Annotated in this window: 23 protein-coding genes; 15 read left to right on the forward strand and 8 right to left on the reverse strand. The window is 69.3% G+C overall.

Going from position 1 to position 25,215, the window contains the following annotated elements:
- Positions 1–510: 510 nt before the first annotated feature.
- Positions 511–1,374 carry a transporter gene (locus tag ASF60_RS02845; RefSeq protein ID WP_056180119.1) on the forward strand — a complete coding sequence of 288 codons (864 nt, stop codon included), beginning with the start codon at positions 511–513 and terminating at the stop codon, positions 1,372–1,374.
- A gap of 31 nt (positions 1,375–1,405) precedes the next feature.
- Here ASF60_RS02845 and ASF60_RS02850 read toward each other — a convergent pair whose 3' ends face one another.
- Positions 1,406–2,674, reverse strand: a complete 1,269-nt coding sequence (locus tag ASF60_RS02850) for an EAL domain-containing protein (RefSeq protein WP_162241285.1) — start codon at positions 2,672–2,674, stop codon at positions 1,406–1,408.
- Between the two features lie 203 nt (positions 2,675–2,877).
- Here ASF60_RS02850 and ASF60_RS02855 point away from each other — a divergent pair, with 203 nt between their 5' ends.
- A complete protein-coding gene (locus tag ASF60_RS02855; RefSeq protein ID WP_162241286.1) occupies positions 2,878–5,052 on the forward strand; it encodes a CHASE2 domain-containing protein in 2,175 nt (724 codons plus the stop codon).
- 21 nt (positions 5,053–5,073) lie between these two features.
- On the opposite strand, the gene ASF60_RS02860 is transcribed toward ASF60_RS02855, so the two are convergent.
- The 3 genes from ASF60_RS02860 to pyk form a co-directional block, all read right to left on the reverse strand.
- Positions 5,074–5,472, reverse strand: coding sequence for a DUF3307 domain-containing protein (locus ASF60_RS02860; protein WP_244476909.1), 399 nt, complete (start codon positions 5,470–5,472; stop codon positions 5,074–5,076).
- A gap of 113 nt (positions 5,473–5,585) precedes the next feature.
- A complete protein-coding gene (locus ASF60_RS02865; RefSeq protein WP_156633789.1) occupies positions 5,586–6,275 on the reverse strand; it encodes a FecR family protein in 690 nt (229 codons plus the stop codon).
- Between the two features lie 300 nt (positions 6,276–6,575).
- Positions 6,576–7,997, reverse strand: a complete 1,422-nt coding sequence (pyk, locus tag ASF60_RS02870) for a pyruvate kinase (RefSeq protein ID WP_056180131.1) — start codon at positions 7,995–7,997, stop codon at positions 6,576–6,578.
- A gap of 479 nt (positions 7,998–8,476) precedes the next feature.
- Here pyk and ASF60_RS02875 point away from each other — a divergent pair, with 479 nt between their 5' ends.
- A complete protein-coding gene (locus ASF60_RS02875; protein ID WP_056180134.1) occupies positions 8,477–9,496 on the forward strand; it encodes a PAS domain-containing protein in 1,020 nt (339 codons plus the stop codon).
- Positions 9,497–9,541: 45 nt separating this feature from the next.
- Here ASF60_RS02875 and ASF60_RS02880 read toward each other — a convergent pair whose 3' ends face one another.
- Complete coding sequence (locus tag ASF60_RS02880) at positions 9,542–10,933, reverse strand: phosphatase PAP2 family protein (RefSeq protein WP_244478305.1); 1,392 nt, start codon at positions 10,931–10,933, stop codon at positions 9,542–9,544.
- A 649-nt stretch (positions 10,934–11,582) separates the two neighbouring features.
- On the opposite strand from ASF60_RS02880, the gene ASF60_RS24210 reads away from it, so the two are divergent.
- Both ASF60_RS24210 and ASF60_RS02885 read left to right on the forward strand, forming a co-directional pair.
- Positions 11,583–11,735, forward strand: coding sequence for a hypothetical protein (locus ASF60_RS24210; protein ID WP_156633791.1), 153 nt, complete (start codon positions 11,583–11,585; stop codon positions 11,733–11,735).
- A complete protein-coding gene (locus tag ASF60_RS02885) occupies positions 11,735–12,001 on the forward strand; it encodes a hypothetical protein (protein ID WP_056180498.1) in 267 nt (88 codons plus the stop codon). The genes ASF60_RS24210 and ASF60_RS02885 overlap by 1 nt, the downstream gene beginning before the upstream one ends.
- Before the next feature lie 200 nt (positions 12,002–12,201).
- On the opposite strand, the gene ASF60_RS02890 is transcribed toward ASF60_RS02885, so the two are convergent.
- Positions 12,202–12,837, reverse strand: coding sequence for a DUF938 domain-containing protein (locus ASF60_RS02890; RefSeq protein WP_056180140.1), 636 nt, complete (start codon positions 12,835–12,837; stop codon positions 12,202–12,204).
- Positions 12,838–13,049: 212 nt separating this feature from the next.
- Between ASF60_RS02890 and ASF60_RS02895 the strand changes: the two genes are divergently transcribed.
- From ASF60_RS02895 to ASF60_RS02905, 3 genes are all read left to right on the forward strand, one after another.
- A complete protein-coding gene (locus tag ASF60_RS02895; RefSeq protein ID WP_056180501.1) occupies positions 13,050–14,186 on the forward strand; it encodes an S-(hydroxymethyl)glutathione dehydrogenase/class III alcohol dehydrogenase in 1,137 nt (378 codons plus the stop codon).
- A 119-nt stretch (positions 14,187–14,305) separates the two neighbouring features.
- Entirely contained in the window at positions 14,306–15,139 is an 834-nt protein-coding gene (gene fghA, locus ASF60_RS02900; protein WP_056180143.1) for an S-formylglutathione hydrolase, read from the forward strand.
- Between the two features lie 128 nt (positions 15,140–15,267).
- On the forward strand, positions 15,268–16,197 hold the full coding sequence (locus tag ASF60_RS02905) for an AEC family transporter (RefSeq protein ID WP_156633793.1): 930 nt from the start codon (positions 15,268–15,270) through the stop codon (positions 16,195–16,197).
- Between the two features lie 7 nt (positions 16,198–16,204).
- Here ASF60_RS02905 and ASF60_RS02910 read toward each other — a convergent pair whose 3' ends face one another.
- The gene (locus ASF60_RS02910; RefSeq protein ID WP_056180146.1) at positions 16,205–17,461 is read right to left on the reverse strand and encodes a D-amino acid dehydrogenase; all 1,257 of its coding nucleotides are present in this window, start codon (positions 17,459–17,461) and stop codon (positions 16,205–16,207) included.
- Between the two features lie 225 nt (positions 17,462–17,686).
- On the opposite strand from ASF60_RS02910, the gene ASF60_RS02915 reads away from it, so the two are divergent.
- The 4 genes from ASF60_RS02915 to ASF60_RS25450 all read left to right on the forward strand — a co-directional run bounded on the left by ASF60_RS02915 (position 17,687) and on the right by ASF60_RS25450 (position 20,252).
- Positions 17,687–18,127: an Lrp/AsnC family transcriptional regulator gene (locus tag ASF60_RS02915; protein ID WP_056180150.1), complete on the forward strand. Its 441-nt coding sequence runs from the start codon at positions 17,687–17,689 to the stop codon at positions 18,125–18,127.
- Between the two features lie 98 nt (positions 18,128–18,225).
- On the forward strand, positions 18,226–18,882 hold the full coding sequence (locus ASF60_RS02920; RefSeq protein ID WP_056180153.1) for a DUF47 domain-containing protein: 657 nt from the start codon (positions 18,226–18,228) through the stop codon (positions 18,880–18,882).
- An 8-nt stretch (positions 18,883–18,890) separates the two neighbouring features.
- Entirely contained in the window at positions 18,891–19,901 is a 1,011-nt protein-coding gene (locus ASF60_RS02925) for an inorganic phosphate transporter (RefSeq protein ID WP_056180155.1), read from the forward strand.
- Positions 19,902–19,955: 54 nt separating this feature from the next.
- Positions 19,956–20,252 carry a hypothetical protein gene (locus ASF60_RS25450; protein ID WP_056180158.1) on the forward strand — a complete coding sequence of 99 codons (297 nt, stop codon included), beginning with the start codon at positions 19,956–19,958 and terminating at the stop codon, positions 20,250–20,252.
- 15 nt (positions 20,253–20,267) lie between these two features.
- Here ASF60_RS25450 and ASF60_RS02935 read toward each other — a convergent pair whose 3' ends face one another.
- The gene (locus tag ASF60_RS02935; RefSeq protein ID WP_056180162.1) at positions 20,268–20,732 is read right to left on the reverse strand and encodes a hypothetical protein; all 465 of its coding nucleotides are present in this window, start codon (positions 20,730–20,732) and stop codon (positions 20,268–20,270) included.
- A 546-nt stretch (positions 20,733–21,278) separates the two neighbouring features.
- On the opposite strand from ASF60_RS02935, the gene paoA reads away from it, so the two are divergent.
- The 3 genes from paoA to paoC are packed head-to-tail and all read left to right on the forward strand — an operon-like array spanning position 21,279 to position 25,076.
- Positions 21,279–21,905, forward strand: coding sequence for an aldehyde dehydrogenase iron-sulfur subunit PaoA (paoA, locus tag ASF60_RS02940; RefSeq protein WP_056180166.1), 627 nt, complete (start codon positions 21,279–21,281; stop codon positions 21,903–21,905).
- Positions 21,902–22,852, forward strand: coding sequence for an FAD binding domain-containing protein (locus ASF60_RS02945; protein WP_056180169.1), 951 nt, complete (start codon positions 21,902–21,904; stop codon positions 22,850–22,852). Before paoA ends, ASF60_RS02945 begins: the two co-directional genes overlap by 4 nt.
- 4 nt (positions 22,853–22,856) lie before the next feature.
- Complete coding sequence (paoC, locus tag ASF60_RS02950) at positions 22,857–25,076, forward strand: aldehyde oxidoreductase molybdenum-binding subunit PaoC (RefSeq protein WP_056180172.1); 2,220 nt, start codon at positions 22,857–22,859, stop codon at positions 25,074–25,076.
- Positions 25,077–25,215 lie beyond the last annotated feature (139 nt).

Below are 25,215 nucleotides of genomic sequence, written 5' to 3' on the forward strand. Positions count from 1 at the left end.
CGTCCTGGCGGCCCGTTTCTCTGCGTCTGAAACCAATATAGGGATCGTCTTTCCGCCATGACGTGCGACCAGGCACGTGGAGAGCCGGATTAAATCGCAGCCCAAGCCCAGCAAGATCTCAAGCCAAGCAAGATCTCGGCTGCTCCTTCCCGGCATCTGGTATACATTATCCAGAGTGTCGCCGGCGCCGGGGCGTGTCGATGCCCGGTCGTTCTGCCGGAGAGCTCACTTGTGTCGGAAAACCGACCTGGGCTCGGCGTGAGGGCAAGCGCGGCCGTTTCGACGGATGAAATCCGGACGGCCGTTCGTCTGAACAGCGTACGCCTGGCCGCCACGGCACCATCCCCGGGTGTCGTCCCGCGTTGCGGCCAGCAACGGGAGACAGGCGTGAATCGCAGCCCATCCAAGGTTAATCCCGCACCCGAGACCCGCGAACATCTCAGAGCTCCCCAGACATCGAAGGCCGGCGCTGTTCCGAAAGTCCGGGCGGCCGCAGCGTTCCTGTCGCTGATGGGCCGCCTGCCGGGCGGCATCGCCCTGCTGATCCTCGGTGACGCGCCCGCGATGGCGGGCTCCGCCGCCCAGCCGGGCCAGACCGTCGGCCTGCCGGCCGGGGCGCAGCTCCCGGTCGGGCTCTACTTCGTCAACACCTCGAGCTTCGGCGTCCGCAACACCCGACCGTTGGATTCGGAATCCAACATCAACCTGCCGGCCTTCGTCTGGGCGACGCCCTGGAGCCTGTTCGGCGCCCGCCTCAACCTCATCGCGATCCAGCCCGTCGTCGCCGCGAGCCCACGTGGCACCCCCTACCAGAGCGGGATCAGCCAGCCGCTGCTGGCGGGCCAGCTCGCCTGGAGCCTCGGCAACCATGTCGGGGTGAGCTATCTGTTCGGCGGATACCTGCCCGTCGAGACCCGCTTCGTCACGCAGAACGCGTCCTTCACCCACCGCTTCGCGGCGAGCTACACCGGCGACGGGCTGAACCTGACGGCCAACCTGCTCTACGGCATCTTCATCGACCCGATCTCGCCGCAGAAATCCGTGTATCCCGACTATCTCAACCTCGACCTCACCGCGACGAAGAAGTTCGGCAAATGGGAGATCGGGCCGGTGGCCTTCGCGTCGACCGATCTGCCGACCCGGTTTCCCGGCTATCGCCGCCAGGGGCAGATCGCGGTGGGCGGGCTCGTCGGATACAATTTCGGGCCGGTGAACCTGCAGGCCTACGTCACGCGGGACGTGGCGGAGCGCAATTACGGTGGGCGCGAGACGCGCGGATGGCTCCGGGTCATCGTGCCGATCTACAAGGAGAGCACCAACGCGGCGGCCCCGTCCATTCCGGTGACGGGCCCGGCTCGGATCGCCCGCCAGTAGTCCTCTCCCGCCCTGGGGGCGCCCCCTCCGGTCAGGCGGTCAGCCGCAGCCCGGAGGGAGTGGCGGCCGGTGCGGGCCAGGTTGCGATGGCGGTCAGGGCGCCCGCCAGGGCGGTGGGCCGGCCGAAATGGTAGCCCTGGCCGAAGGCACAGCCCATCTGGCCGAGGAGGTCGGCCTCGGCCGCCTGCTCGATCCCCTCCGCCACCACCGAGACCGCGAGGTCGTCGGCCAGCCGCAGGATGGTCTGGACGATGCCCCGGCTGGTCTGGTCGGCCAGGAGCGTGCGCACGAAGGCGCGGTCGATCTTCAGGGTCGTGACCGGCAGGGTGCTCAGATAGCTCAGGGACGAGTAGCCGGTGCCGAAATCGTCGATCGCGATGCCGACGCCGGCCCGGCGGCACTCGGCGAGGGTGGCGGCGGCGCGTTCGGGGTTGTCCATCAGCATGCTCTCGGTCACCTCGATCTTGAGGTTGCCGGGGGCGATCCGCGAACTTTCGAGAAACTGAGCGATCATCTCAGGGAACGAGGCGCCGGCGAGGTCCCGGCCCGAGACGTTGACGGTCATGAACAGCGGCCCGTCGAGCGCCTGCGGGTTGCGGAGTGCGGCGTCCATCAGTTCGGGGAAGACACGCCCGACCTCCGCGAAGGCGTGTGCCGTCAGGTCGCCGATCAGGCCGGACGCCTCGGCCGCCGGAATGAACTCGACGGGCGGAACCAGTCCCCGGGTCGGATGGTGCCAGCGCATCAGCGCCTCGAAGCCGGCGAGCCGGCGCGAGGGCAGGCGGACGATCGGCTGGAAGAACAGTTCGAACTCGCCGTTGCGCAGGCCGGCGCGAATCTCGCTCTCCAGCGACAGGGTGCCGAGGGCCGCCGCGAAGGTCTCGGCTGCCACCGGCTCGCCGCTCTGCAGCGTTGGCGGCCCCGCCCCTCGCATCTGCTCGAGCATGCCCACGGTCTCGCGGTAGCGCGCCAGCACGACGCCGAGGCACATGCGCAGGATCGGGTCGGTCTGGGCGATGCGATGGGCGAGCTGTTCCTCGGTGATGACGACGAGCCGGCTGTCCTCCAGGGCCCGCACCGTGGCCGAGCGCGGCTGGTGGTCGAGAATCGCCATCTCGCCGACGATCTCGCCGGGGCCGCGATGGGACAGGACGAGGTCGCCGTCCGGGCGTTCCAGGACGACCTCCAGGCGGCCGCTGACGATCAGATAGGCGGCATCGCCGACGTCGCCGGCCGAGAACAGGCGCGCGCCTGCGGGCAGGACGTACTGATCCAGGGACGAGGAGAGCGAACTCGGCACGGATGAGATCCAGTTCGGGCGCAGTTCCGGCCCGAGCGCCACGCTGCCGAGTCGAGGTTAAGAGCAGGCGAACGGCGACGCCTTTCCGGGCGCACCCTCGCCCTATCCTTAACGGGATCTCAGGACCGCCGCGCGATACTGGTTCCGCGATGCCGCTGCGCCCGGCGCCCCCGAACACCGTCTTGCGCCGAGACCGCCTTCCGATGCTCCTGTCACGACGCCTGATTCCGGTGGTCGCGGGCCTCGCCCTCGTGCTGGCGCTCGTCGCCCTGCGGCTGACCGCGCCGGCGGCGTTCGAGCGCCCGCGCCAGGCCGCCTTCGACAGCGTCCAGCGGCTCAGCCCCCGGACCAGTGCGGGCGCCGCGATCCGGGTCGTGGATATCGACGAGGAGAGCCTGAAGCGGCACGGCCAATGGCCCTGGCCCCGTTACCAGGTGGCGGAACTCGTCGCCGCCCTGCAGGACCTGGAGGCCGGGGCGATCGCCCTCGACATGGTCTTTGCCGAAGCGGACCGGACCTCGCCGGCACGGTTGGTGCCCGACTGGACCCGGCGCTTCGGCTTCCGCGCCGCCGATCCCGAAGCCGCCCTGCCCGACCACGATGCCGCCCTGGCGGCGGTGTTCGCACGCGGCCGCGTCGTCGCCGGCTTCGCGCTGACCCGGGAGCCGGAGGCGGCGGGCGCGACCCTGCTGACGTTGCGCGGGTCCGGAGAGGCGGAGGAGGCCGCTGCGCTTCGCGGTCCCGGCTTCGCCGTCATCGGCGGCGACCCGAGGCTGACGGTGCCGCGCTTCACCGGGCTGATCCCCAATCTTCCGGACCTCGATGCGGCCGCGGCCGGGCATGGCAGCTTCAGCATCGCGGCGGGCAGCGACGAGATCATCCGGCGCCTGCCGCTGCTGGCGGTGATCGGCGACCGCCTCGTGCCGGCCCTGGCGCTTGAAGCCCTGCGGGTGATGCAGGACGAAGCCACGATCAAGGTGCGGGCCGAGCGCGACGGCGCGACCCTGACCGGCTACACCCTCCGGGTCGGCGAGGTCGATCTGGCGGTCGATGCCACCGGCGCCCTGGCCCTGCACTTCCCCGAGGCGCGGACGACGCCGACGATCCCGGCCTGGCGCCTGCTCGATCCCGATGGGCGCGCCGCCTTGAAGTCCGAGATCCAGGGTCGGGCGGTGTTCGTGGGCACCAGTGCGGTCGGCCTGTCCGACCTGCGGCCGACGCCGATGACCCCGTTCGAGCCGGGCGTGAACCTGCACGCCATGGCGCTGGATCAGGTGCTGTCGGGCCAGGCCCTGAGCCGCCCGGCCTGGGCGCCGGGTGCCGAGATCGTGGCCGCCACCCTGCTCGGCCTCGGGGCGGCGCTGGCCTGCGGCTTCGGCAGCCTGCGCGGCGCGGGGCTGGGAACCGCCCTGCTGGCACCGGTTCCGGCCTTCGCCGCCGTGGCTTTGTTCGCACGGGCGGGCCTGCTGATCGATCCGATCCTGCCCACCCTCGGCCTGCTGGCCGGCCATGCGGGCGGCAGCCTCGCCCGCTATGCCGGCTCGGAGCGCGCCGCGATGCGCCTGCGCTCGGCCTTCACCCACTACCTCTCGCCCGATCTGGTGGCGGTGCTGGCGAGCGACCCCGGACGGCTCAAGCTCGGCGGCGAAAGCCGGGAGATGACGTTCCTGTTCACCGACCTGGAGGGCTTCACGGCGATGACAGAGGCGGCCGGCGCCGAGGCTTTGGTCAACCTGCTCAATGCCTATCTCGACGGGATGTGCTCGATCGCGATGGCGCATGGCGGCACCGTGGACAAGATCGTGGGCGACGCGGTCCACGTCATGTTCAACGCGCCCCTCGACCAGCCCGACCATGCCGCGCGGGCGGTCGCTTGTGCGCTGGCCCTCGACGCCTTCGCGGAAGCCTTCCGGGCGGATCGCCGCGCCGAGGGCGTGCCGTTCGGCGCCACCCGCATCGGCGTCAACACCGGCCGCGCCGTGGTCGGCAATTTCGGCGGCACGCGGCGCTTCGACTACACGGCGCACGGCGACGCCATCAACGTTGCGGCCCGGCTGGAAGCGGCCAACAAGGTGCTGGGCACCCGGATCTGCATTGCCCGCACCACCTGCGACGGGGTTACCGGCACCGCCTTCCGTCCGGTCGGCATCCTGATGCTGAAGGGCAAGTCGGTGGGGGTGGAGGTGTTCGAGCCGATGTCGCGCAACGACGCCGCGCTGACCGCCTATCGCGAGGCCTTCGGGCGCCTGGTGACGGGGGACGAGGGCGGCGCCGAAACGCTGCTGCGCCTGCACGCGGACAACCCGAAAGACCCGATCCTGGCGCTGCATGCCCGCCGCATCCGTGCCGGGGAGCGCTCGGTCCGCATGGCGGCCTGAGGGGCCTGGCAGCGAGAGGCGTCAGCCGAGAACCAGCAGCACCACCAGGGCGATGTTGGTGACCTGGTGCAGGAACTGGTCGAAGCCCATCAGCCACCAGAAGCGCGGATCGGTCATGGCGAAGCGGGTGCGGTGGGCCACCAGGGTCTTGCCCCGGTCGATCAGGCCGTGGACGACGAAATCCAGGAGCGCCAGCCACCACAGGGACGGCCGATAGAGCACGGCGATCGCCAGGGTTCCGAGGCCGTGCATCCCCGCATGGGCGGCCAGCGGCAGCGCCCAGCCGGCCACCCGCTCCTTGCCGCGGGCCATCCAATCGGTCTGTCCGACGAAGTCGATCAGATAATGCTTGGCCGCCATCGCGATCAGCAGTGCGGCGAGCGTCGACAGGGGGACGGGCGTGTCGAGGGCCTGCAGCACGGCGATCTCCAGGGGGCGAGCGGACCGGGACCGCGACCGGGGCTCGCGCGCCCCGATCGGCCGGACCGTAGCGGAATCGGCAGGGATTCCCAACGGTCCGGCGGGGGATGGCCTCAGCGGTTCAGGGAGGGCCGGAACCGTGCCTGTTCGTCGATCGTGATGGTGGCGACGGCCCGCTTGGTCCGGTCCTCGGGCCAGGGCGCCGCCGCCTCGGGTGCCCGGCCGCCATACACCATGGTGCCCTGGCCCTTGCGCATCAGGACGCTGCCCTTGCGGGTCTTGAGCACCACCTCGCCGTCGAGGACCAGCACGCCGTAGCCGCCGTCGATGGCGCCGCCCCAGACCGTGGTTCCCCGCACCCCGAGGGTGCCGACGGCGGTCTTGATCGCGACGTTGCCGCCGGTCGGCCCTTCGATCTTGCCGCCCACGAACAGGAAGGCGCCCCGCGCCACCGAGAGGGCGAGCTGCCCGCCCTGGGAGCCGGGCTTGTAGACGAAGTCGTCCACCGTGATCTTGCCGTGCTCGCCGAGGGTGAGGACGGTGTCGTCCGCCAGCTTGGCTTCGAGGCGGGAGCGGGCTCCGGTGCGGATCACGTCCTTGAAGTAGACCGGCCCCTGCGGAGCCATGTCGCGCGCCTGGCCGCCCTGCTGGGCCACCGCCTGCTGGTCCACCTTGGTGGCCATGCCGATCGGCTGCGGCCCGGCGCCCTGGGGGGCCGCGTCCGCGGGCCCGGCGCCGGCGGCCGCGAACGCGGCGCCCGCCCAGATCAGGGACGAAAGCGCCCCGGTTCGTCTCAGTGTCACGATCTCGATCCCCACGGGCGTTGCGGTGCTGGTCCTGCAAGCCGACAGGCAACGCTAGCGGCCCGCGCTTAAGGTCTGGCTAAAAGCGGTAGGCCGTACAGTCTTGCGACAAAATTAATCCGCGCCGTACACGCGGAATTGATCGCGTACGCTTTCGGACAAACGATCTAGCCATACCCTCTACGGTTGCGTCCTGCCGGACGACCTTGCCATGATTATCGCCGAGCCTGGGCTGATCCGCTTCCTTCTGGGCACCAGGACCGCTCATGAGGACGGTACGTCTCAGAAGGACGAGACCTCTCAGGAGGACGCGACTTGGGCGACGCGGATGTTGTTGGTCGTCCCCGCCACCGCGAAGGGGATGCCCGCCGTGATGACGACCAGCGCGTTCGGCCGGGCGAAACCTTCCTCCACCGCGTGAGCCAGCGCGTTCGCCACCATGTCCTCGTACGACTCGACCTCGTTCGAGCGCAGGGTGTGCGCGCCCCATAGCAGGCAGAGCCGGCGCGAGGTGCCGAGATCCGGCGTGAGGGCCAGGATCGGCACTTCCGGCCGCTTGCGGGCGATGCGGGCGGCGGTGGTGCCGCTCAAGGTGTAGGCCACGATGGCGGCCGCCCCGACCGCGTCGGCGAGGGTCGCGGTGGCGGTGGCGACCGCGTGGGGCGGGGTCTCCTCCTCGCCCGGATCGGAGGCGGTGATCAGCGAGCGGTAGAGCTTGTGCGTCTCGGTGCGGTGGATGATGCGGGCCATCATGGCCACGGTCTCCACCGGAAACTGCCCGGTGGCGGATTCGGCCGAGAGCATCACCGCGTCGGCCCCGTCGTAGATCGCGGTCGCGACGTCGGAGGCCTCGGCCCGGGTCGGCGTCGGAGCCGACACCATCGAGTCGAGCATCTGCGTCGCCACGATGACGGGCTTCACCGCGAGGCGGCACGCCCGGATCAGTTCCTTCTGGCGCCCCGGCACGTCCTCGTGCGGGATCTCCACGCCAAGGTCGCCGCGCGCCACCATCACAGCGTCCGACAGGCGGATGATGTCGTCGATCCGCTCCAGCGCCTGGGGCTTCTCGACCTTGGTCATCACGCCGGCGCGGTCGCCGATCAGGCCCCGCGCCTCGATCAGGTCGGCGGGCTTCTGCACGAAGGAGAGCGCGACCCAGTCCATCCCGAGGTCGAGCCCGAAGGCGAGGTCGGCCCGGTCCTTGGCGGTCAGGGGCGAAAGGTCGAGCAGGGTGCCGGGCAGGTTGACGCCCTTGCGGTTCGAGATCGTGCCGCCGATCACAACCTCGGCGTCGATGCTGTCGGCGGTGAGGCCGGTGACGCGGACCCGGACGCGCCCGTCATCGATGAGGAGGTCCTGGCCCGGCGCCACCGCGGCGAAGATCTCGGGATGCGGCAGGGGGATCGCGGTCCGGTCGCCCTCGGCGCCGTCGCGGACGAAACGGATCGTCTCTCCCGGCGCCACGTCGAGGCGCCCGCCCGCCAGGGTGCCGACGCGGATCTTCGGGCCCTGGAGGTCCTGCAGGATGCCGATGGGCCGCGCGACCGCCCGCTCCAGGTCACGGATCGCCGCGTGGACCCGGGCGTGATCGTCCTGCGTCCCATGGCTGAAGTTCAGCCGGAAGGTGTCGACGCCGGCCAGGAACAGCCGGTGCAGCATCTCCGGCGACGACGAGGCGGGGCCGACGGTGGCGACGATCTTGGCATGGCGGTTGCGGCGCATGGTTGCCACGGCCGGGGACGGCCGCCTCCCTGGGATCGAGATCGCGGATGCAGCACCGCAGGCTTGCGGCCGGCTGCCTCTCCGTCCGGACCCGCGCGGGCGCGGAGCGGGCCGGGCGTCGATGGGCCGGACCCTATCGCACGCATCCGGCCCGGTAAACGCCGACCGCCCTCAGCGGGTCGAACCTGCATAAAATATAAAAGGATCGAAAATGGCTGGCTTGGCGCCTGCGATGCCGATTTCCCCAGACATTGACCGACGTTTTATTGGCGTCCGCGCGCATGATTTCTTGGCGCATGATCGACGAAAAAACAGGTTTGTTTCAGTATACTCGCGTACAGAAAAACCGCCTAAAATTCGAATTTACTGTGAAGCTTTTGCATAATCACAGGTTGTATCTCGCTAGACTTGTTTGATATTATCGGTCTCGCTACCGGTTATTGAGATCAACGTAATGGTTGCCCAAGGTTCTTTTTGGCATGGACGTCGACGATCTCAGTTTCTCGTCCGCTCAGTTTCTGAATCTGATCGAGAGCCAGGGGGTCAACGGCACCTGGGGCTGGCGCTTCGCCGACAACCAGCACGTCTGGTCTCCGGGCCTGTTCCGCGTCCTCGGCCTCGACCCGCAGACCACCCGGCCGAGCTACGATCGTCTGGTCAGCCTGATCCATCCGCAGGACCGGGATACGGTGGAGACCGGCGTCGACCTGCTTCATGGCGTGACGCTCGGCCATCAGACCTTCCGGATTCGTCGTCCGGACAATGCGATCCGCGTGCTGTCGTCCCGGATCGAGATCTATCTCACCCCGGACGGGCGCCCACGCGGGGCGGCCGGGGTCGTGCTGGACGTGACGCATCAGGAGATCCTGCGGGAGGCGCGCATGGCCGAGCAGCGCCGGCGCCGCGCCTGGTACGACGACCAGCAGATCCTGACGTTCTTCAGCGATCCAACCCACATGTTTTCCGTACAGGACGAATTTACCGACCTGACCGGACTTCCGCCGGACGAAATCACGGCCGATCCCTACGTGACCATCGCGGCCGAGGAACGCGAGCGCACGCGGACCGAGACTTTCGAGGCGCTGCGGATCGGGCGGGCTCACCGGGTGACGCCCCTGATCCGCGTCGCTCGCCACAATCACGTGCGATTCGAGAGCTTCATCGTGCCGATCCGCGATCCCGGCGGGGATGTTCGGGAATGGGCCGGCATCACCCGGCCGATGGGCTCGAAGGCCTCTCCGGCCACCGAACTCCTTCTGGAGGGGCTCGAACAGGCCATCGACGGGCGCCATCTGCGCGCCGCCCGCGCCCTGCTGGACTGGTCGATGACCGACTTCGCCCAGGCCGCCGGCCTCTCGCTCTCGACCGTCAAGCGCATGGAGGAGAACGTCGACGGTACCGCCCTGCAATCCCGGTACAAGGCGGTGGCGACCCTGCGCCGCTTCGGCATCCGCTTCTCCCTGATGGAGGGCGGAGTCATCGGCATCGCACTCGCTTGAGCGCGGTGCCCCGCCCCCGGCCGGTACGCCGTCCGATGCCCGGATTCAGGGCGACGCGGGAGCCTGCCCCTGCCGGGTCGCCGCCAGGGCCGCGGCCTTGCCGGCGGCGGCATAGAGGTTGAGGCGCGCATAGGCGCCGAATTCCGAGCCGTCGTCGAGGAAGCCGCCGCCCGGCCCCTGCGTGTCGGTCAGGATGGCGTTGGCCTCCGTGAGATTGAGCGACGGGAACGCCGCCGTGAGGAGATACCCGGCTTCCGGCGCGCGCCGACCCACATCCTCGACCGTCTTGGCGCGTTGCGGATACACGACCGGCAGGCCGTAGGTCTGGGTCGCCTCGTAGAACGCCGCGTTGGCGGCGGGATCGCGGAAGCGGCCGGTATCGGCGGCCGCGCAGGCGGCGACGGTGCCGCCGCACCGATCGCGGAGGAACGCCGTCAGGTCGGCGCGGGCGGCCCGGAGGGCGGCCGGATAATCGGCGACGGCGACACCCTCCTTGGTGGCCGTGCTCATCGCGTTGATCACCGCCGGGTTCCGCCGGATCTGGCCGGTATAGGCCGGATCGTTGGCGAGCAGGTGTGCGACCGCGTGCAGGGCGGTGGCGCGGCCGCCCAGCACGTCCATGGCATAATGCGCGCCGATGACGATGCGGTGGGTGCCGTACTCGGCGGCGCGCGTGATCATCTGCTGGTAGCGCTCGGGTACCAGGATCGCGAGGACCAGGGATTCGGTGTAGCCGTAGGTGGTGTGGCCGCTCGGGTAAGACGGGCTGTCGATCAGGTTCATGCCCGGTCCCCTGAGCCAGTCCAGGCTGTGGGAGGCCCGGCCGAAATAGTCGGTGCCCCGATAGGCGAAGAGCTGCGGCAGGGTCTGGAAGGGGCGGGCGTTACCGTGCGTGTTGGAGCCCGGCGTCCCGGCCGGGCGGCCATAGGCCTTGCCGAACACGTCGGTGGTGCCGCCGATCTCGGTCAGGATGGACGAAGCGGCGGCCGAGACGGAGTCCTTGCCGTTGGTGGTCGCATTGGCGAAGAAGTACTTGCCGGCGTTCGAATCCGACTTGGCGACGCTGTTGGTGTAGCCGAGGAGGTCGGCGACGGACGGCGCCACATTGGTGAACGTGGCCGGGTCGGTGTAGCGGGCCGTGTCCTGATACAGGGCGCCCAGTGTGCTGCCGAGGCCGTCGGCCAGCTCCGTCGCGTTCCCGTCGGTGATGAAGGAATCCCGCAGGGCGAACTGGCGTTGCTCGGCCAGAGGCAGGAGTCGCAGAGCCGGGACGCCGCCCTCCTGAACGTCGCCCGTGACCCGGAGATTCGCCGCGAGGGCGGCTTGTCCCTCGGCGCTGCCCCCCAGGGCGCTGACGGGCGCGAGGCCGCGCAACGCGGCGAGGTTCGGTGCCGATTGCGCGACGGCCGGAATCGGCGCCGCGAGACAGAGGGCCATCGTCCAACAGCTCAGTCGTTTCGACATGGTGGTCTCTCCCGTGAGGCGCGGTCGCCGGCGCCGGCGCCGGCGCCAGCGCCAAGAAGCTCAGGTTGCACCCGATGTCCAGATGCACGCTGCGGCAAGCCTGTGCGTCCACGGAAATCGGTCGCTCGCTCGATCCTGGATGATCTGCACGCGAAGAGTCTGCACGCGAAGCGCCCGTATCACGGGGGCGTCCCGACATCGGTGAGACCGACCGGCAGATCGATCGGCGGACCAACGGGAAAGGGCCGCCCCCCCCGGCGCCGGCTACACTCTGGATAATGTATACCAGATGCCGGGAAGGAGCAGCCGAGATCTTGCTTGGTTTGCGCGCGATTTAATCCGGCTCTCCACGTGCCTGGTCGCACGTCATGGCGGAAAGACGATCCCTATATTGGTTTCAGACGCAGAGAAACGGGCCGCCAGGACGGNCTACACTCTGGATAATGTATACCAGATGCCGGGAAGGAGCAGCCGAGATCTTGCTGGGCTTGGGCTGCGATTTAATCCGGCTCTCCACGTGCCTGGTCGCACGTCATGGCGGAAAGACGATCCCTATATTGGTTTCAGACGCAGAGAAACGGGCCGCCAGGACGGTTCGTACTGCAGAAGGAAACCAGAACCCATGATCAAGACCCGTATCGCCGCCCTCGCCACCGCCCTTGTCCTTGGCGTTGCTCCGATCTCGTCGGCCATGGCCTATGATACCCCGTCGCGTTACACCGCCTTCTCGCCCTATGACGTCGAGACCACCGCAGAAGGAAACCAGAACCCATGATCAAGACCCGTATCGCCGCCCTCGCCACCGCCCTTGTCCTTGGCGTTGCTCCGATCTCGTCGGCCATGGCCTATGATACCCCGTCGCGTTACACCGCCTTCTCGCCCTATGACGTCGAGACCACGGGATCCCTCGACGGACGCGGCCTCTCGCCCCTGCGTCACCCCTCCCATTGCCCGATGAGCTCGGCCGCCGAAGGCAACGCCAACCAGCAGAACTTCCCGACCCAGCAATACGGCCAGACCTCGGGCGGAAATCGCTGCTGATCGGGAGGAGCAGGATCCCCCGATGCTGCTGAGAGGCTTCTCCTACGCCATGATCGCCGCCTTCGCCGGCGGCCTCGCCGTCACGGTGATCGGCTCGACCCAGGCCCTCCTGAACCTGTAGCCGACCCGACCCGCACCTCGACACCCCGCCCGGCTCGCGCCGCGGCGGGGTTCTTGTTCGCGTCAGCCCCGGCGACCCATCAGCTCCGGGCCAACACCAGCTCCGGCGAAAACATCAGGGCGAGGTTGTTGGCCGGCAGATCGAGGCGGGTCTCCAGGCGCAGGCCGTGCCGTGCGGCGAGGTCCGCCACCGTCTCGAGATCGCGGACGCCCCAGCGGGCGTCCCGCCTCCTGAGGTCGGCGTTGAAGGCGGCGTTGCTCTCCGTTGTGTGCCGGCCGTTCTCCCGGAAGGCGCCGTAGAGGAACAGCACGCCGCCCGGCGCCAGGAGCCGGGCGCTGCCCGCCATCAGACCCTCGGTGGCGGGCCAGGGCGCGATGTGGATCATGTTGATGCACAGGATCGCGTCGGCGCGGGCGATCGGCCAGGTCGCGGCGGACGCGTCGAGATCGACGGACGGCCGCAGGTTGGTCAGGCCGGCGGCCCTCGCATGCGCGTCGATGCTGCGGCGATGGGCGGGGTCCGGGTCGCTCGGCTGCCAGGCGAGGCCGGGCAGCGCGGCGGCGAAATGCGCCACGTGCTCGCCCGATCCGCTGGCGATCTCCAGCACCGTGCCGGCGCCGGGCAGGACGCCGCGCAGCACGTCGAGGATCGCCGCCCGGTTGCGAGCGACCGCCGGCGCGACCAGCGCGTCCCCGTTTCGATCCCAATCCGTCATCGTACCCGCTCCTGTCCGCGTGTCGCGCGTCATTCCAAATTCGCAACCCTCGCGCAAACGATCCCGTACGGCTGTTGCATCTCGGCGCCGGAGGCATCACACACGACCCAGATTTTCGGGCCGTTCGCCTTGTCACCGTCCAGGTGTCGCGAGGTGAAGCGCCGGCATTCATCGCCGCCGTCCGTGATCATCACAGCAACAAGGACAACGCTATGAAGACGCGCGCCGCGGTCGCGTGGGAGGCCAAGAAGCCTCTTACCATCGAGACGATCGACATCGAAGGACCCAAGGCCGGCGAGGTTCTCGTCGAGCTGATGGCCACCGGCATCTGCCACACCGATGCCTACACCCTGTCGGGCCTCGATTCCGAGGGCAAGTTCCCGGCGATCCTCGGCCACGAGGGCGCGGGCATCGTCCGCGAAGTCGGCGCCGGCGTCACGGCGCTGAAGCCGGGCGACCACGTCATCCCGCTCTACACCCCGGAATGCCGCAACTGTAAGTCCTGCCTGTCACAGCGCACCAACCTGTGCACCGCGATCCGCGCGACGCAGGGCCAGGGCGTGATGCCCGACGGCACCAGCCGCTTCTCCTGCGTCTCCACCGGCGGCAGCCCGGGCGGGTCGAACACCGTGTATCACTACATGGGCTGCTCGACCTTCTCGAACTTCACGGTCCTGCCGGCGATCGCCCTGGCGAAGATCCGCGAAGACGCTCCCTTCGACAAGATCTGCTACATCGGCTGCGGCGTCACCACCGGCATCGGCGCGGTGATCTACACCGCCAAGGTCTGGCCCGGCGCCAACGTCGTAGTGTTCGGTCTCGGCGGAATCGGCCTCAACGTGCTGCAGGCCGCCCGGATGGTGGGCGCCGACAAGATCATCGGCGTCGACATCAATCCGGACAAGCAGGAGATGGCGCGTAAGTTCGGCATGACCCACTTCATCAACCCGAAGGAGGTCGGCAACGATCACGTCGTCGCGGCGATCCTCGATGCGACCGGCGGCGGCGCCGATTTCTCGTTCGACTGCACCGGCAACGTCAACGTGATGCGCCAGGCCCTCGAGTGCTGCCATCGCGGTTGGGGCGAGTCGATCGTCATCGGCGTGGCCGAGGCCGGCAAGGAGATCTCGACCCGTCCGTTCCAGCTCGTCACCGGCCGCGTCTGGAAGGGCTCGGCCTTCGGCGGCGCCCGCGGCCGCACCGACGTGCCGAAGATCGTCGACTGGTACATGGACGGCAAGATCAACATCGACGACCTGATCACCCACACCATGCCGCTCGAGGACATCAACCACGGCTTCGACCTCATGCACGAGGGCAAGTCGATCCGGTCGGTGGTGGTTTACTAGGATCGGGCTCGGTCCATCCCCTCCCCTCCGCGGGGGAGGGGCACGCACCTGCACTTTCTCTCGGTGACCCACCCCATGCCCCGGAGCGGGGCCAGCCCTCGGACAGGAGATCACGGTCCATGGAAACCATCTCGAAGGCCCGCGCCCACGGCGGCACGCAGGGCGTCTACAAGCACGATGCGCAGACGACGGGCTGCCCGATGACCTTCGCGGTGTTCGTGCCGCCGCAGGCCGAGGCCGGTCCGGTTCCGGTGCTGTGGTACCTGTCGGGCCTCACCTGCACCCACGCCAACGTCATGGACAAGGGCGAGTACCGCAAGGCGGCGGCCGAGCAGGGCGTCATCATCGTGGCGCCCGATACCAGCCCGCGCGGCCCCGGCATTCCCGACGAGGAGGGCAACTGGCAGTTCGGCTCCGGCGCCGGGTTCTATCTCGACGCCACGCAGGCGCCCTACGCCACCAACTACCGGATGTGGAGCTACGTGACGGAGGAGCTGCCCGCCCTCATCGCCAAGGAATTCCCGGCCGACATGACCCGCCAGGGCATCTTCGGCCATTCCATGGGTGGCCACGGCGCGCTGACCATCGCCCTCACCTATCCCGAGCGCTTCAAGTCGTGCTCGGCCTTCGCGCCGATCGCTCAGCCCTCCACGGCCGGCTGGTCGAAGCCCGCTTTCGAGAAGTACCTCGGCACCGACACCGCGGCGTGGCGTGCCCACGATGCCACGGCGCTGATCGAGGACGGCAGGCGTTTCCCGGAGTTTCTGGTCGACCAGGGCACCGCCGACAGCTTCCTCGACGACGGTCTGCGTCCGTGGCTGCTGGAAGAGGCCTGCAAGAAGGCCGGCATCGCCCTGACCCTCAACATGCGCGAGGGCTACGACCACTCGTACTACTTCATCTCGACCTTCATGGCCGACCACATCGCCTGGGCGGCGGCGCGCCTCAAATAGGCCGCCGGCCGATGCGCGGGCTCCGGTCCGCGCATCGGCGCCCTCCCCCGAGGCCTCGATCGCTCCCGAAGGTCACGTCCCATGGGTTTCCTGCCCGCCGCCGCGTCGCTGCCTGACCGGGGCGGCGCGTGACCGTCACCGTCATTCTCGCCCTGGTGCCGATCGCCCTGCTGATCGCCCTCGGGATGGTGCTGCGCCGGAGCGGGCTGTTGGCGGAGACCTTCTGGGGTCAGGCCGAACGCCTCGGCTACTACGTGCTGCTGCCGTCGCTGTTCGTCCACGGCCTCGCCACCGCCCGCCTCGACGGGGTCCCGGTCTTCGCACTGGCCGGCGTCCTCGTGGCCTCGACCCTGGTGGTGGCCGGCATCCTGCTGGCCTTGCGGCCGAGGCTCGGCCTCGACGGGGCCGCCTTCACCTCGGTGTTCCAGGGCGGCGTGCGCTTCAACAACTATGTCGGCGTCTCGGCGGCGGCGGGGGTCTTCGGCGCGCAGGGCATCGCCCTCGCGGCGGTGGCCAACGCCGCCATCGTGCCGACGGTCAACATCCTGTGCGTCCTGGTCTTCGCCCGGTACGGCTCGGCCGGCCGGCTCGCCCCGGGGTCGGTGGCCCGGCAGCTCGCGCTGAATCCGCTGGTCGTCGCCTGCCTGATCGGCATCCTCCTGCAGGCCGGCGGCCTCGGCCTGCCGCCCGGCCTGGAGCCGATGCTGAAGGCCCTCGGCCAGGCCTCCCTCCCCCTCGGGCTGCTCTGCGTCGGCGCGGCCCTCGATCCCGCCACGGTGCGGACCTGGCTGCGGCCGGTCCTGATCGCCTCGGCGGCCAAGTTCATCCTGATGCCGGCCGTGACCATCCTGGCCTGCCGCGTCGCCGGCCTGCACGGGCCGGCCGCCGCGACCGCGCTGCTGTTCCAGTCGCTGCCGACCGCCTCCTCGTCCTACATCATGGCGCGACAGCTCGGCGGTGATGCGCCCCTGATGGCCGGCATCCTCGCCCTGCAGACGGTACTGGCCGGCCTCGCCATTCCGCTGGTGCTGCTGATTCTGGAGCGGTTCACCGCCTGATCGGGCATCAGGCGGCGTAGCGGGCCAAAGCGAGGTCGGCATGGTCGATCTCGGGCGCGCGTTCGGACAGGAGATCGGCCAGAACCCGGCCCGAGCCGCAGGCCATCGTCCAGCCGAGGGTGCCGTGCCCGGTGTTGGTGTAGAGGTTGGCGTAGCGCGTCACGCCGACGATCGGTGTCCCGTCCGGCGTCATCGGGCGCAGACCGGTCCAGAACCGCGCGGCGCCGAGGTCGCCGCCGTTCGGGAACAGGTCACGCACGCAATGCTCGAGGGTGGCCCGCCGCGGCGGCCGCAGGGCATCGCTGAAACCCGCCAGTTCGGCGGTGCCGCCCACCCGGATGCGGTCGCCCAGGCGGGTCACCGCCACCTTGAAGGTCTCGTCCATCACGGTGGAGACCGGTGCGCCCTCCGGGTTCGTCACCGGCAAGGTCAGCGAGTAGCCCTTCACCGGGTAGATCGGCAGGCGCAGGCCGAGGGGATGCAGCAGCGCCGCAGTGAAGGAGCCCATGGCGGCCACGTAGGCGTCGGCCTGGAGGGTGTCGGCGCCGCAGACGACACCCGTGACCCGATCGCCCTCGGTCCGAAGCCCGTGGATGCGGGTCCCGTAGCGGAAGCGCACGCCGAGACCTTCGCACAGGGCCGCGAGGCGCTGCGTGAACAGGTGCGCATCGCCGGTCTCGTCGCCCGCAAGGCGGAGGCCGCCGACGAACTTGGCCTGAACCCCGGCGAGCGCCGGCTCGGCGGCGATGCAGCCGGCCGGGTCCAGCACCGTGTAGGCGACGCCGTAGGTGTCGAGCACGCGGGTGTCGTCGCCGATATGGTCCAGCTGCTTCCGGGTGCGGAAGAGCTGCAGCGTGCCGCCGGTGCGGTGGTCGTAGGCGATGCCGGTCTCGGTGCGCAGGTCGCGCAGGACGTCGCGGCTATACTCCGCGAGGCGGACCATGCGGCCCTTGTTGCGGGTGTAGGCCTCCTCGGTGCAGTTCGCGAGCATGCGCGCCAGCCAACCGTAGAAGCGCGGTTCGACGGAGGGCCACAGCACCAGGGGCCGGTGGCGCATCATCAGCCATCTCATCGCCTTGATGGGGATGCCGGGCGCCGCCCAGGGCGCCGAGTAGCCCGGCGAGACCTGGCCCGCATTGGCGAAGCTGGTCTCCATCCCGGCAGCGGGCTGACGGTCCACCACCGTGACGGCGTGGCCCGCCTTGGCGAGGTAATAGGCCGTGGTGACGCCGACGACGCCGCTTCCGAGAACCAGGACCCGCATCCGACCGTCTCCCCTCCGGAAATCCCGCCCCGGGGATCGCGTGGGCGATGCACGCGCAGGGCCAGGGTGAACCGGGCCGCTCGAGCCGACGGGATCACGCGCCACAGAAATACCGAATCGTGCGAGCGTTGCTGCCAACCTTTCGCAGATCATGCGATCATGTGCTCTGTCAGCGCACGATCCTGCACTTCTTCGGCCGATCGTTGTGGGAGCTTGGAAACGGACATGCCGGCGGACGAGATCGATGCCGCGATCCTGCGAATCCTGCGTGAGGAGGCGCGCATTCCGAACGCGGCTCTCGCCAAACGCGTCGGGCTCTCGGCCTCCGCCTGCCTGCGACGCCTGCGCCTCCTGGAGCGCGACGGGACGATCCGGGGCTACACCGTGCTCCTCGACGGGCCCGGCTCGGCGGGCCTGGTGGTCATGACCCGGATCGCGCTGGAGCGGCAGACGGAGGAGTGCCTCAACCGCTTCGAGGCCGCCGTTCGCCGATGCCCCGACATCCAGGACTGCCACCTGATGACCGGCGATTCGGATTACCTGCTGAAGATCCGGGTCGCCGACATGGCGGAGTACGAGCAGCTGCACCGTGCGGTGCTGTCGAAGCTGCCCGGGGTCGCCCGCATCCAATCAAGCTTCACCATCCGCACCGTGGTCGGCCGGTAGAGGCCCGCGGACGAGCGCGAAATCGCCCCAGCCGCCCTGGTCCGGCGATCCGCAGAACACTAGTTGGCTAACCAACTCGTTCGGTGGCGGAGTCCGGGATGCTGGGGTGGTTCAAGGCGTTGATGCCGCGCGAGGATCGGTTCTTCGATCTGTTCGAGCGGCACTCGCGGACATTGGTGGCCGGGGCCGAGGCGCTCGAGAATGTCCTTCGGGGCGGCGAGGCGGTTCCGGGTTACTGCCAGCAGGTCGTTGCCCACGAGAACGAGGCGGACGCGATCACCGCCGAGGTCCTGCTCGCGGTTCGCCGCAGCTTCATCACGCCGTTCGACCGGGGGGACATCAAGGACCTGATCCAGTCGATGGACGATGCCATCGACCAGATGAACAAGACCGTGAAGACGATCGCGCTCTACGAAGTGCGGACCTTCGATCCGCTGATGCGCGAGATGGGCGGGACCGTGATCGAGGCGGCCCGCCTGACCGCAGAGGCGATCCCGCTGCTCAGCGCCATCGGCACCCATGCGGCGCGGATCAACACGCTGACCGAGGCGATCACCCGGGTCGAAGGCCGTTCGGACGAGATGCAGGAGCGCGGGTTGAAGGCCCTCTACCAGGCGCATCGCAAGGATGGCGGCGACGGCGACACCATGGCCTACCTCATCGGCGCCGAGATCTACGGCCACCTCGAGGACGTGGTCGACCGGTTCGAGGACGTCGCCAATGAAATCAGCGGCATCGTGATCGAGAACGTTTAGGGCATCCGATGACAGAGGCCACCGCGCTCGCCCTGCCCGCTCTCGTCGGCCTGATCGCCGTGGCGCTGGTCTTCGATTTCCTCAACGGCCTGCACGACGCGGCCAATTCCATCGCCACCATCGTGTCGACCCGCGTGCTGCGCCCGCAATATGCGGTGCTGTGGGCGGCGTTCTTCAACTTCATCGCGTTCCTGTTCTTCGGTCTGCACGTGGCCCAGACCCTCGGGACCGGCATTGTCGATGCCGGCATCATCGACCCGCAGGTGATCTTCAGTGCGCTGGTGGGCGCCATCGCGTGGAACGTCGTCACCTGGATCTTCGGCATCCCGTCCAGTTCCTCGCATGCCCTGGTCGGTGGCCTCATCGGGGCGGGCATGGCCAAGGCGGGGTTCGACGCGGTGGTCTGGAGCGGTCTCACCAAGACGGCCGCCGCCATCGTGCTGTCGCCCCTTATCGGTTTCCTGCTGGCCCTCGTGCTGGTGCTCGCGGTGTCGTGGCTGTGCGTGCGGTCGACGCCGTTCGTGGTCGACCGGCGCTTCCGCGCCCTGCAGTTCGTCTCGGCCTCGCTCTACTCCCTCGGGCACGGCGGCAACGACGCGCAGAAGACCATGGGGATCATCGCGGTGCTGCTCTACTCGCAGGGGCATCTCGGCGGCGCGTTCCACGTGCCGCTCTGGGTGGTGATCGCGTGCCAGTCCGCCATGGCGCTCGGCACGCTGTTCGGCGGTTGGCGCATTGTCCACACGATGGGCTCGAAGATCACCCGGCTGAACCCGATGCAGGGCTTCTGCGCCGAGACCGGCGGGGCGATCACGCTGTTCACCGCGACCTGGCTCGGAGTGCCGGTCTCGACCACCCACACCATCACGGGCGCGATCATCGGCGTCGGCGCCGCGCGCCGGACCTCTGCGGTGCGCTGGGGTGTTGCCAGCAATATCGTCGTCGCCTGGGTCCTGACCCTGCCGGCCGCCGCCGGGATCGGGGCCGCCTGCTACGGCCTGACCGCCCTGGTGCGATGACGAGGGACGAAGCCCCCTTGCGGGGGCCGAATGCGACATGAGCCAGGATGCACGATGCCCCAGACGGTCGTTTCCGACCTGCCGCGCCAGCAACCGCCCGGGACCGAACCGCCCGGGACCGACAAGTCCCGCTCCCGCCGGAGCGGAAAGAGCCAGGTCTTCCTCGTGGCGGTGAAGCAGCGGCGCGAGCCTCTGCGCGTCTATGCGGTTCGGGCCGCCTCCCAGGACGAGGCCCTGGGCATCGTGGCGGCGGCCAACCCGGAAGGCGCTGCGATCGAGGCCGCCGGACGCCTCTCGAAGAAGCTGGCGCGGCCGCTCAAGCTCAAGCCCGAGGTGCCGCACCCGATCTGAAAGGCCGAGGCCCCGTCAGCGCGAGCCGCATACAGCCGTGTCGGTGTAGAGCACCACGTCGCCCTGCTTCGGGTTGTTGACGGTGAACGGGGCCGTGTCCCGGCGGGGCAGGAAGCCGCGGCCGAGTTCGCGATCGAAGAAATCGTGCCCGATCTCCATGTAGCAGCGGTCGAGAACGGCGGTGTAGCGTAGGGCCGTCTGGACCGCCGGAGGGCCGAAAGCCGCCGGATCGCCGTCGCCGCGTCCGTAGGGAGCGCAGTAACCCGCGAGGTCCAGGCCCCCAGGGCCGGACAGCCGGATCGCCCGGGACGTTCCCGGACGGATCGTGAAGGACGGGCCGCCCGCCTGGCTGCCGACCAACACCAGGGGCGAGCGGTTGTAGACGTGCCGGATGCAGTCGGCGCTGGCCGTGCCGGCCCCGACGATCAGGGCCGCCATCGGCACCGCCACCCGGCCGATCCACCGAAATCCCTTTTGCATCGCGCACCTTCGCTGTGAGGTCCCTGGCGGAGAGCTAGGGCACGTGTCCGTCCGCGACGAGATGGCTCAAGGGAGCCCCGGCTCGCGCTCTTCGGAAGGCCGAAGCGCTGCGGGGCCTCGATGGTTCCCGGAGACCCCTCGGTCGCGGCGGTGGATGGTTAGCGCGAGAATCGGCCGCATCCGGGTGAGGCACAGGCGTGTGCGAGCGAGCACATCGTTCCGCCGGAGCGGGCAGTCTAGAGAAATTCCAGGGACCAAGACGACGAGTTCTGCGTTCACGTCCGACACGCCATTTCGGGATGCGGCTCCGCGCCGGGATGGATCGTCCGAGGCCGGCATCCGGTCCCACTGTCAGGCTGCGTTGGTCTTGCGACATCCTCGTTTCGGGCGCCCCGCCGTCAGCTCCATTCTCCAACAGATGCAGAGATCGCCATGTCGAGTCGTGGAGAAAAGTCTAGTCTCCAAGAGAAGGCCAGTTCCGGAGAGAAGGCCAGTTTCCGAGAGAAGGCCAGTGCTGGAGAGAATGACGTGAGTCGACGCGATGTGATGGCCGGTGCGACGGCCTGTGCAGCCCTGGCGGCGGTGCCGTCCCGGGCCGGTGCCGAATCCCGCCCCGAGGCCGGTCCCAAGGCCGGTCTCTTGTCCGGCCCGGACAAGCCGGTGATGGCGAAGGTCTCGCTGACGGTGAACGGCCAGCGCCGGGATCTGGACCTCGACACCCGCACCAGCCTGCTCGACGCCGCGCGCGAGCACCTGCACCTGACCGGTTCGAAGAAAGGCTGCGACCACGGCCAGTGCGGCGCCTGCACCATGATCGTCGACGGCCGACGCATCAATTCCTGCCTGACCCTCGCGGTCATGCATCAGGGCTCGGAGATCACCACCATCGAGGGTCTGGGCCAGCCAGACGCCCTGCACCCGATGCAGGCCGCCTTCATCAAGCATGACGGCTACCAGTGCGGCTACTGCACGCCGGGCCAGATCTGCTCCGGCGTGGCGGTGCTCGCTGAGATCAAGGCCGGCATCCCGAGCCACGTCACCGCCGATCTGAACGCACCGATGCAGGTCACCGGCGCCGAGATCCGCGAGCGCATGAGCGGCAACATCTGCCGCTGCGGCGCCTATTCCAACATCGTCGAAGCGATGACCGAAGTCGCGGGGAAGCAGGCATGAAGTCCTTCACGTACGAGCGCCCGGCCTCCGCCGCCGAGGCGGCCGCCGCCGTTGCCCGCAACCCGAACGCCAAGTTCATTGCCGGCGGCACCAACCTCCTCGATCTGATGAAGCTGCAGATCGAGACCCCGACCCATCTTGTGGACGTCAACGGCCTCGGCATGGATCAGATCGAGCCCACTCCCGAGGGCGGTCTTCGCGTCGGCGCCCTGGTGCGCAACACCGATCTCGCCTCCGATGCCCGGGTGCGCAAGGACTACGCCGTGCTGAGCCGGGCGCTGCTGGCCGGCGCGTCGGGCCAGCTCCGCAACAAGGCGACCACGGCCGGCAACCTCTTGCAGCGCACCCGCTGTCCGTATTTTTACGACACGGCCCAGGCCTGCAACAAGCGCCAGCCGGGCTCGGGCTGCTCGGCCCTGGACGGTGTCTCGCGCCAGCTCGCCGTGATCGGCGCGAGCGAGGCCTGCATCGCCACCCATCCGGGCGACATGGCGGTGGCCATGCGGGTGCTCGACGCCACCATCGAGACCGTGAACGCCAAAGGCGCGACGCGCACCATACCGATGGCCGAGTTCCACCGCCTGCCGGGCGACCGGCCGGAGGTCGACACCACGCTGGCACCGGGCGAGCTGATCACCGCGGTGACGCTGCCCAAGCCCCTCGGCGGCGCCCATATCTACCGCAAGGTCCGCGACCGGGCCTCCTATGCCTACGCTCTGGTGTCGGTGGCGGCGGTGGTGCAGCCAGACGGCTCCGGCCGGGCGGCCTTCGGCGGCGTGGCGCACAAGCCGTGGCGAGTGGAAGCCGCCGAGGGCGAGATGGCGCGCGGTGCCAAGGCGGTGACCGCCCGGGCCTTCGACGGGGCCAAACCCACTCACGACAATGCCTACAAGCTGACCTTGGCCGAGCGCACCCTCTCGGCGGCGCTGACCGAAGCGAGGGCCTAGAGCCATGAAGTTCGACACCCCCGCGGGCCAGAACCCGATCGACCAGCTCAAGCTCGTCGGCAAGGCCACCGACCGCATCGACGGCAAGTACAAGACCACCGGTACGGCAGCCTATGCCTATGAGCGCCACGACGTCGCGGCGAACCAGGCCTATGGCTACGTGCTCGGCGCCGGCATCGCCAAGGGGCGGGTGCGCGCCATCGACACCGCGGCCGCCAAGCGCGCGCCCGGCGTCGTCGCCATCGTGACCACCCTCGACATGCCGAAGCTCGGCCTCGGCAAGATGAACGCCGCGAACCTCTTCGGCGGCGCGGAGATTCAGCACTACCATCAGGCGATCGCCGTGGTGGTGGCCGAGACCTTCGAGCAGGCACGGGCCGCCGCCTTCCTGGTCAAGGTCGATTATGCCCGCGAGGCCGGCCAGTTCGACCTCGCTGCGGTGGCGCCCTCGGCCAAGCCGGTCCCGGGCGACAGCGGTGAGGGCAGCAGCAGCGGCGGCGAGGACCGGGCGGGTGATTTCGAGGGCGCTTTCGCGAAGGCCCCCGTCACGTTCGACGAGACCTACACGACGCCCGACGAGAGCCACGCCATGATGGAGCCGCACGCCACCATCGCGGCCTGGGAGGGCGAGAAGCTCACCCTGTGGACCTCCAACCAGATGATCGCCTGGACCAAGGGCAGCATCGCCAAGATCCTGAACATCCCGGCGGAATCCGTGCGGATCGACTCGCCCTATATCGGCGGCGGATTCGGCGGGAAGCTGTTCGTACGCTCCGACGCAGTCGTGGCGGCCCTGGCCGCCAAGGCCGCCGGCCGCCCGGTCAAGGTCGCGCTGACGCGCCCGCTGGTGGCCAACAACACCACGCACCGTCCGGCGACCATCCAGCGCATCCGCATCGGCGCGACTCCGGACGGCAGGATCACCGCCATCGCGCACGAGAGCACCTCGGGCAACCTCCCGCAGGGCAAGCCCGAGACGGCGGTCGATCAGACCAAGCTCCTGTATGCAGGCGCCAACCGCCTGACGGGCATGAAGCTCGCGCATCTCGATCTGCCGGAAGGCAATTCGATGCGGGCGCCCGGCGAGGGGCCTGGCTTGATGGCCCTGGAGGTCGCCATGGACGAGATGGCGGAGAAGCTGGGCATGGACCCGGTGGCCTTCCGCATCCGCAACGACACCCAGGTCGATCCGGGCCACCCGGAGCGTCCGTTCTCGCACCGGAATCTCGTTGGCTGCCTCGAGCGCGGGGCGGAGGCTTTCGGCTGGTCGAAGCGTAACCCGAAGCCGGGACAGGTTCGGGACGGGCGCTGGCTCGTGGGCATCGGCATGGCCGCCGGCTTCCGCAACAACCTGCTGATGAAATCGGGCGCGCGCGTCCGGCTCGGCCGCGACGGCGTGGTCACGGTCGAGACCGACATGACCGATATCGGCACCGGCAGCTACACCATCATCGCCCAGACGGCGGCGGAGATGATGGGCGTTGCCCTCGACAAGGTGGTGGTGCGCCTCGGCGACTCGGATTTCCCGGTCTCGGCCGGCTCCGGCGGTCAGTTCGGCGCCAACAATTCGACGGCGGGCGTCTACGCGGCCTGCGTGAAGCTGCGCGAGGCGGTGGCCCAGCGCCTCGGCTTCAACTCGGCCGATGCCGCCTTCGCCGACGGCGAGGTCCGCTCGGGCAACCGGACCGAAGCGCTGGCGAAGGCAGCCAGCGACGGCGAACTCGTGGCCGAGGATTCGATCGAGTACGGCGATCTCGCCAAGAAGCAGCAGCAATCGACCTTCGCGGGCCACTTCGTCGAGGTCGGCGTCGACGTCGACACGGCGGAGATCCGGGTCCGGCGCATGCTGGCGGTGTGCGCGGCCGGCCGCATCCTCAATCCGAAATCGGCGCGCAGCCAGGTCATCGGCGGCATGACCATGGGGGTTGGCGCCGCCCTGATGGAGGAACTCGCGGTCGACACCAAGCGGGGCTTCTTCGTCAATCACGATCTGGCCGGATACGAAGTGCCGGTGCATGCCGACATCCCGCATCAGGAGGTGATCTTCCTCGACGAGGTCGATCCGCAATCCTCGCCGATGAAGGCCAAGGGCGTCGGCGAACTCGGCATCTGCGGCGTCGGCGCGGCGGTGGCCAACGCGGTCTACAACGCCACCGGCGTACGGGTGCGGAGCTACCCGATCACCCTCGACAAGCTGCTCGGGCAGATGCCGGACGCCGCCTGACCCGAGCCTTGGCGCGCGGGCGGTCGCGGCGGTCGCGGCGTTCGCGGCGGCGGCCGCCATGGATTTTTAACCGCGGCAGGTCGCGGGCGGGTGCGCTGCCCAAGCCGTGCGCCGAGGCCGGCCCGGATCTGCGTCGTCA

Source organism: Methylobacterium sp. Leaf113, from assembly GCF_001423325.1.
Lineage (GTDB): Bacteria > Pseudomonadota > Alphaproteobacteria > Rhizobiales > Beijerinckiaceae > Methylobacterium.

Coding starts and splice junctions, on each gene's coding strand:
- ASF60_RS02875 (WP_056180134.1), top strand. CDS start 8,477: ATGGACGTCGACGATCTCAGTTTCTCGTCCGCTCAGTTTCTGAATCTG.
- paoA (WP_056180166.1), top strand. CDS start 21,279: ATGGCCGGTGCGACGGCCTGTGCAGCCCTGGCGGCGGTGCCGTCCCGG.
- ASF60_RS02880 (WP_244478305.1), bottom strand. CDS start 10,933: ATGGCCCTCTGTCTCGCGGCGCCGATTCCGGCCGTCGCGCAATCGGCA.
- ASF60_RS24210 (WP_156633791.1), top strand. CDS start 11,583: ATGATCAAGACCCGTATCGCCGCCCTCGCCACCGCCCTTGTCCTTGGC.
- ASF60_RS02925 (WP_056180155.1), top strand. CDS start 18,891: ATGACAGAGGCCACCGCGCTCGCCCTGCCCGCTCTCGTCGGCCTGATC.
- ASF60_RS02895 (WP_056180501.1), top strand. CDS start 13,050: ATGAAGACGCGCGCCGCGGTCGCGTGGGAGGCCAAGAAGCCTCTTACC.
- ASF60_RS02855 (WP_162241286.1), top strand. CDS start 2,878: ATGCTCCTGTCACGACGCCTGATTCCGGTGGTCGCGGGCCTCGCCCTC.
- ASF60_RS02845 (WP_056180119.1), top strand. CDS start 511: ATGGGCCGCCTGCCGGGCGGCATCGCCCTGCTGATCCTCGGTGACGCG.
- ASF60_RS02890 (WP_056180140.1), bottom strand. CDS start 12,837: ATGACGGATTGGGATCGAAACGGGGACGCGCTGGTCGCGCCGGCGGTC.
- paoC (WP_056180172.1), top strand. CDS start 22,857: ATGAAGTTCGACACCCCCGCGGGCCAGAACCCGATCGACCAGCTCAAG.
- ASF60_RS25450 (WP_056180158.1), top strand. CDS start 19,956: ATGCCCCAGACGGTCGTTTCCGACCTGCCGCGCCAGCAACCGCCCGGG.
- ASF60_RS02920 (WP_056180153.1), top strand. CDS start 18,226: ATGCTGGGGTGGTTCAAGGCGTTGATGCCGCGCGAGGATCGGTTCTTC.
- ASF60_RS02915 (WP_056180150.1), top strand. CDS start 17,687: ATGCCGGCGGACGAGATCGATGCCGCGATCCTGCGAATCCTGCGTGAG.
- fghA (WP_056180143.1), top strand. CDS start 14,306: ATGGAAACCATCTCGAAGGCCCGCGCCCACGGCGGCACGCAGGGCGTC.
- pyk (WP_056180131.1), bottom strand. CDS start 7,997: ATGCGCCGCAACCGCCATGCCAAGATCGTCGCCACCGTCGGCCCCGCC.
- ASF60_RS02945 (WP_056180169.1), top strand. CDS start 21,902: ATGAAGTCCTTCACGTACGAGCGCCCGGCCTCCGCCGCCGAGGCGGCC.
- ASF60_RS02910 (WP_056180146.1), bottom strand. CDS start 17,461: ATGCGGGTCCTGGTTCTCGGAAGCGGCGTCGTCGGCGTCACCACGGCC.
- ASF60_RS02935 (WP_056180162.1), bottom strand. CDS start 20,732: ATGCAAAAGGGATTTCGGTGGATCGGCCGGGTGGCGGTGCCGATGGCG.